Origin of the sequence: Paraburkholderia mimosarum LMG 23256 = NBRC 106338 (assembly GCF_000739815.1) — a bacterium.
Classification (GTDB): Bacteria; Pseudomonadota; Gammaproteobacteria; order Burkholderiales; family Burkholderiaceae; genus Paraburkholderia; species Paraburkholderia mimosarum.
Window position 1 is genome coordinate 1 of record NZ_BBJJ01000162.1, and the last position, 5,192, is coordinate 5,192.

Here is a 5,192-nt window from a genome sequence, read left to right on the forward strand (position 1 = left end):
AACATACTAAAAGGTTTGATAATTCTTTTTATGTAAAATGCACTGATGTCGTCGAATGCTCAGATACGCCGTAGCCTCAGACGCACCACGCTTCTCTCTCTCAATTGTTGGCCCAACGTCGGAATCTGCTCAAGCCTGCCACTCGACCGGTCTCCATGACCGCGCATGTGCGTGATCGTGGTCTGCACGCACGGAATCCCGTTCACCGAGCGAAAATACGGCTACAGCGTTCTTGAGATGCATTGACTGCTCTTCGAGAGAACGCGCCGCTGCGGCCGCTTGCTCCACGAGTGCCGCATTCTGCTGGGTAATCCGTTCCATCTGGTTCACGGCTTGGTCGACTTCGTCGATTCCGCGGCTTTGCTCGTCGGACGCCACGGCTATCTCACCGACGATGCCCACAACCTGCTTGATCGCGATCTTGACTTCACCCATTGCCTCACCAACGGCATCTGCCTGTGTCGAGCCTTCCTGGATCGCCTCCACCGACGAGACGATCAGCTCCTTGATTTCCTTGGCAGCCGTGGCTGAGCGCTGTGCAAGGCCTCGCACTTCGCTCGCGACCACCGCGAAACCTCGGCCCTGTTCACCGGCTCGCGCAGCCTCCACTGCCGCGTTGAGCGCGAGAATATTGGTCTGAAAGGCGATGCCCTCGATCACGGCGGTGATCGCGGAGATTTGCTTCGAACTATTGCTGACGTTGCGAATGGTCTGCACCATATTCGACACTGACTCGTTGGCGGCCTCCGCCATGCCGGATGCTCTCATCGCCAATGCGTTCGCCTGCCGCGCGTTGTCGGCGCTTTGCCGAACGGTTTGGGCCAGTTGCGTCATGTTGGCGGCCGTCTCCTCAAGTGAACTCGCCTGCTGCTCAGTACGCGAAGAGAGATCGAAATTCCCGGCCGCGATTTCGCTGGATGCCGTCGCAATGCTATCGGTGCCGATCCGAACGCCGCCTACAATCTTTGCGAGGCTCTCATTCATGGCATTCAGGCCGCATATGAGCTGCCCGGTTTCATCCATCGACGACGCCTCGATATTGGCTGTGAGATCGCCTTCTGCTACGAGCGTCGCCATATTAACGGCCTCCTTCAGCGGACGCGAAACCATACCCGAGAGCCACGTCGCAGCAAGAATGGACGCAATGACAGCAATTACGGTGCTTGCGAGTATCGTCACGTAAATTCTGGCACGGAGTGCGTCCAGTTCCTTGCCATGCGGCGGCTCCGATTTTTTTGGACACAGATTTGGTGTAAAACTTCTGTCCAAGAAAGGAGCTGTTGATGCTGAAGAAGGTCAAGGTTGAGGCTGTTGGGCCAGAGGCGCTGGAAGGAGCGCGTAGCGCGACTGGAAGCGCCTCTGGCGCGGCCGAATTTAAACGCTGGTCAACTGGTCGCAAGCGTAGCGTGGTCCTTCGGTTGTTGCGCGGCGAACCTGTAGATGCCGTGTCCCGCGAAGTCGGTGTAACGATCGCCGAGCTCGAGCAATGGCGTGAGCTGGCACTGGCCGGTATGGAAGCCGGCCTCAAGGCGAGGACCGCCGATCCGCTGGAAGTCCGGCTCAACGACGCCATGCGGCGTGTTGGCGAGCTCACGATGGAGAACGAGATTCTGCGCAAGGAGCGCGAAAGGCAGGGCCGAGCCCCTTTGACCGGTCGGAGGTCATCGAAATGAGCCTCGAGACCTCCGTTGGCACCGGCAAGCCCTATGGACTGCAACGCGTTTGCCTGACGCTCAACTTTCCCCGTTCGTCGATCTATGCTGAGCGAGCAAGGGCGAAGGCCACGGTAGTCCCGATTGCCCGACTCAAACGCGGCCCCAAACCCAAGGTGCCCGACGCAGTGCTGCTGGAAGCGATTCGGGTCGATCTGGCGAGCTCCCCGTTCACGGGTGAGGGGCACCGCAAGGTCTGGGCGCGCCTGCGCATCCTCCACGACATACGCGCCTCCCGCGCGCGCGTGCTTCGCCTGATGCGCGAGCACCACCTGCTCTCGCCGCACCGCAAGCCTCAAGGCGAGCCGAACCTTCACGATGGGCACATCACGACGGATACCCCGAACGAGATGTGGGGAACCGACGGGGTGCGCATCCAGACCGTGGACGACGGCATGGTCTGGATCTTCTCTGCCGTTGATCATTGCGATGGGCTCTGCACGGGCATCCACACGGCGAAACTCGGCGACCGCTTCGCCGCCCTGGAGCCTATCTCTCAGGGGCTGCAAAGCGAATTCGGTTCGGTTGCTGCCGGAATTGGCAAGGGACTGAAGCTGCGGATGGATCATGGCTCTCAGTACACGTCCGACGATTTTCGTGACCAGATCAAGTTCTGGGGGATCACGCCCAGCTATGCATTCGTTGCCGAGCCGCAAACCAACGGCGTCGCCGAACGGTTCAACCGGACCATGAAGGAGCAAGCCATTCACGGGCGCATCTTCCTCAACGTCGAGGAAGTCCGTGCTGCGGCCCTTGCCTTTAAGGACCGTTACAACCGAGAATGGCGCCTGGAAAAACTGGGCTTCATGTCACCCCTCGAAGCCCGTCAGGCAAGCCTCATGAAACAGGCTGCCTGAGTCGCAAAAGCGTGTCCAAACAGTCCGAGCCGATACACCAGTTCCTTGCCACTTGCAAGCATGCGATCTCTTTCGTAGCGGTCCAGCTTGTCGACGGCGGCGACGAGCCGGTCGGTACCCAGGTACGACCCGAAGCCCTCAGTTAATGCCGAGAGATCGCCCATATTGACTGAGAAAGCGTCCACCTTCTTGCGCATGTCCACTAGCGGGTCGACGACTGTATTCAACCAGCGGTCATATTCCTGCTGACATGTGCTAGCCAGCTGTATGGCCTCTGCCGTGCCGTCTATTGCTCGCAGGCCTGCCAGCCTAGTGGCGAAATCAGAACGGTGCTGGTCGATCCACGCCTTGTGCCCGGGTTTGCCGTTCAGGTTGTTCGCCAGCACCGCCCAAATGATGTTGAGATAGTCGGACGTTCCGTCCTTTAGCAGAAGGAGCGTTTGTTCCGATGCTTCGAATTCCTTCTGTTTATGGTCGATTGCCCGAACACTGGCGAGGCAGATGCATGCACTAACGACGAACGCAAAAATTGCGCACGCAAATGCAACGCCGGTTTTTCCCGCGATGGATAGATTTTTTAGTAGATTCATATTGGTTGAGATAGCGCCAACCCGTACGTAATTACTCAAGGCGTGAAGCGCGCCTGAGAACGGCGAGCCCGGCAAGCGCCGCTACGAGAACGGCGCTTAAAATGCGTAGAGATTCCAAAGCAGTGGTGCACCCGCCTGTGCGAGCGCGCCGCCGATCAGCAGCCTGGCAATTGCGCCGAAGCGCCCGATTCCTCGCACCCAGCCAATGCCCGGCCCCAGGTTGAGGGGCGGACAATAGCGACAGAAATAGGTGTCACGCAGCATTGTGTTCCCGATGGCGCTCACCCCGGCAGTGCCCGCGAGCAGATATGTTTGCAGAGTGCCATGAGCGAACGGCAGCCCGCACAGGTGAACTGCCGCAAGCAGATAAAGTCCGCTGGCAACGGACTTCGATGCCAGGCGGCCGACCACCGCGCCGCCAAGCAGCGAGCCTAATGATTCGGTCGAATTGAGCATCACCAGCAATGCGAGGATCAATCCGGGCATGAAACCGGCAATGTGCATGAGTTGCCGGGGCGGAGCGCTCTAACAATCAGAACTGGTGGTACATGCCCACGCGCACCGCGATCTGGTGATTGTTGGACGACGCCGACCCCACCGCGCCGTCGAAGATGTCGGCGTTGGTCGCCGCGCCGGCTGCCTTCTGCCATACGCCCATCGCATAGAGCGCCGTGCGCTTCGAGAGCGAGTACGATGTCGTAAGCCCCACCTGGTGATAGATGGGAACCTCCTGGCTGTAGCCGATGCTGCCATGCGTGTAAACGTATTGCGCGCCGACGTACCACGATGGCGTGATGTTGTAACGGCCCCACGCCTCGTAGTTGGTGAAGATCACCGTGCTATCCGTACCGTTGGCGTCGTTGAACTTCGTATTCGTGTAGTCGAGGCCGAGCGTCGCCGAGCCGAGCACGTAGTTCACCCCTGCGCCGAATATCTGCTCGTTACGTGGATTGCCGACGTAGCTGAACGGGCCGCTCGCGCCGATATCCGCGCCGGTGGTGTTGCCGACATAGTTGCCGTCGCTCAGGAGCAGCGCGGGGTCTTTTGCGTACAGGTACGCGCCGGCAATGGTCAGGGAACCGAGCGAGTAACTCGCGCCGAGGCTCCACAGGCCCGTCGTGCCACGCCCAGGGGCGTTAGTGTTGGTGAACGAGTACACGCCGCCGAAGGTCAGGCCGCCGATCTTCGGGCTCGCGTACTTGACCGCGTTGTCCACGCGGAACGAGTTGTCGGTGTTATCAATGTCGCCTGCGTGGACGAGCGGGCCGCCGAGCTGTCCCGGTGCCGTGAGGGGTTGCAGGTAATCCACCACAGAGTCGTACTGGCGGCCCAACGTAAGCGTGCCAAAACGTGCATCCGAAAGACCCACATAGGCCTGACGCCCGAACAGCCGACCACCCTGGCGGCTTTGACCATTCTCCAGACTGAAGCCCGATTCGAGCTTGAACAGCGCGCTCAGGCCGCCACCAAGATCTTCCGTGCCTTTCAATCCCCAGCGGCTGCCGTAGACGCCGTCATACGTGCCATCTCGCATACGCCAGAGCGAATGCCCGCCGCTGTTGTTGACATAATCGATCCCAGTATCGATCACACCGTAGAGCGCTACCGAGGACTGCGCATATACGTTCGCAACCGTGAGCGAACTCCCCAACAGCGCGCAAACTGCAAGTTTCTTGAAGTCAGTACCTTTCACGTCTTCCCCTTCCGTTCATGGTTAAAAAATCTTTTCATTCGTATAACTAACTATATTGTCAGACAAGAACCAACATTATTTACAACGCCTCTCCTTTTGAGCCGAAAAAGATGAGCCGCGCTATCCCCCTGACGCACCACGACGCATGCTCGTGCCCACGGCCAGCAGCTCGTGCGCGATCTCGACCACCTTGTCCACGTGAGCGATCGCAGCCTCACATGCACAAGCCGCGATTGCGGCTGGAATGGCTCTGAGGAGCCGGTGCATTTCGTCGACGGCCTGGCGATCGCGGTCGTCGGAAGCGATCATCAGGGCTCGCAAGCAGTTGATGCACACCGTC

At 59.4% G+C, this 5,192-nt stretch carries 6 protein-coding genes; 2 read left to right on the forward strand and 4 right to left on the reverse strand.

What is annotated here, in order from left to right:
* Positions 1 to 129: 129 nt before the first annotated feature.
* Positions 130 to 1,110, reverse strand: a complete 981-nt coding sequence (locus tag BMI01S_RS35750) for a methyl-accepting chemotaxis protein (RefSeq protein WP_161635571.1) — start codon at positions 1,108 to 1,110, stop codon at positions 130 to 132.
* Positions 1,111 to 1,283: 173 nt separating this feature from the next.
* Here BMI01S_RS35750 and BMI01S_RS35755 point away from each other — a divergent pair, with 173 nt between their 5' ends.
* Together BMI01S_RS35755 and BMI01S_RS35760 are read left to right on the forward strand one after the other, a co-directional pair.
* Positions 1,284 to 1,673, forward strand: a complete 390-nt coding sequence (locus BMI01S_RS35755; RefSeq protein ID WP_028232844.1) for a transposase — start codon at positions 1,284 to 1,286, stop codon at positions 1,671 to 1,673.
* Positions 1,670 to 2,569 carry an IS3 family transposase gene (locus BMI01S_RS35760; RefSeq protein WP_028232845.1) on the forward strand — a complete coding sequence of 300 codons (900 nt, stop codon included), beginning with the start codon at positions 1,670 to 1,672 and terminating at the stop codon, positions 2,567 to 2,569. The genes BMI01S_RS35755 and BMI01S_RS35760 overlap by 4 nt, the downstream gene beginning before the upstream one ends.
* On the opposite strand, the gene BMI01S_RS38460 is transcribed toward BMI01S_RS35760, so the two are convergent.
* From BMI01S_RS38460 to BMI01S_RS35775, 3 genes are all read right to left on the reverse strand, one after another.
* Positions 2,539 to 3,159, reverse strand: coding sequence for a hypothetical protein (locus BMI01S_RS38460; RefSeq protein WP_051381605.1), 621 nt, complete (start codon positions 3,157 to 3,159; stop codon positions 2,539 to 2,541). The genes BMI01S_RS35760 and BMI01S_RS38460 overlap by 31 nt on opposite strands.
* A 96-nt stretch (positions 3,160 to 3,255) precedes the next feature.
* Positions 3,256 to 3,663, reverse strand: a complete 408-nt coding sequence (locus BMI01S_RS35770; protein ID WP_028232846.1) for an MFS transporter — start codon at positions 3,661 to 3,663, stop codon at positions 3,256 to 3,258.
* A 28-nt stretch (positions 3,664 to 3,691) separates the two neighbouring features.
* Positions 3,692 to 4,852, reverse strand: a complete 1,161-nt coding sequence (locus BMI01S_RS35775; RefSeq protein WP_407669109.1) for a porin — start codon at positions 4,850 to 4,852, stop codon at positions 3,692 to 3,694.
* Positions 4,853 to 5,192 lie beyond the last annotated feature (340 nt).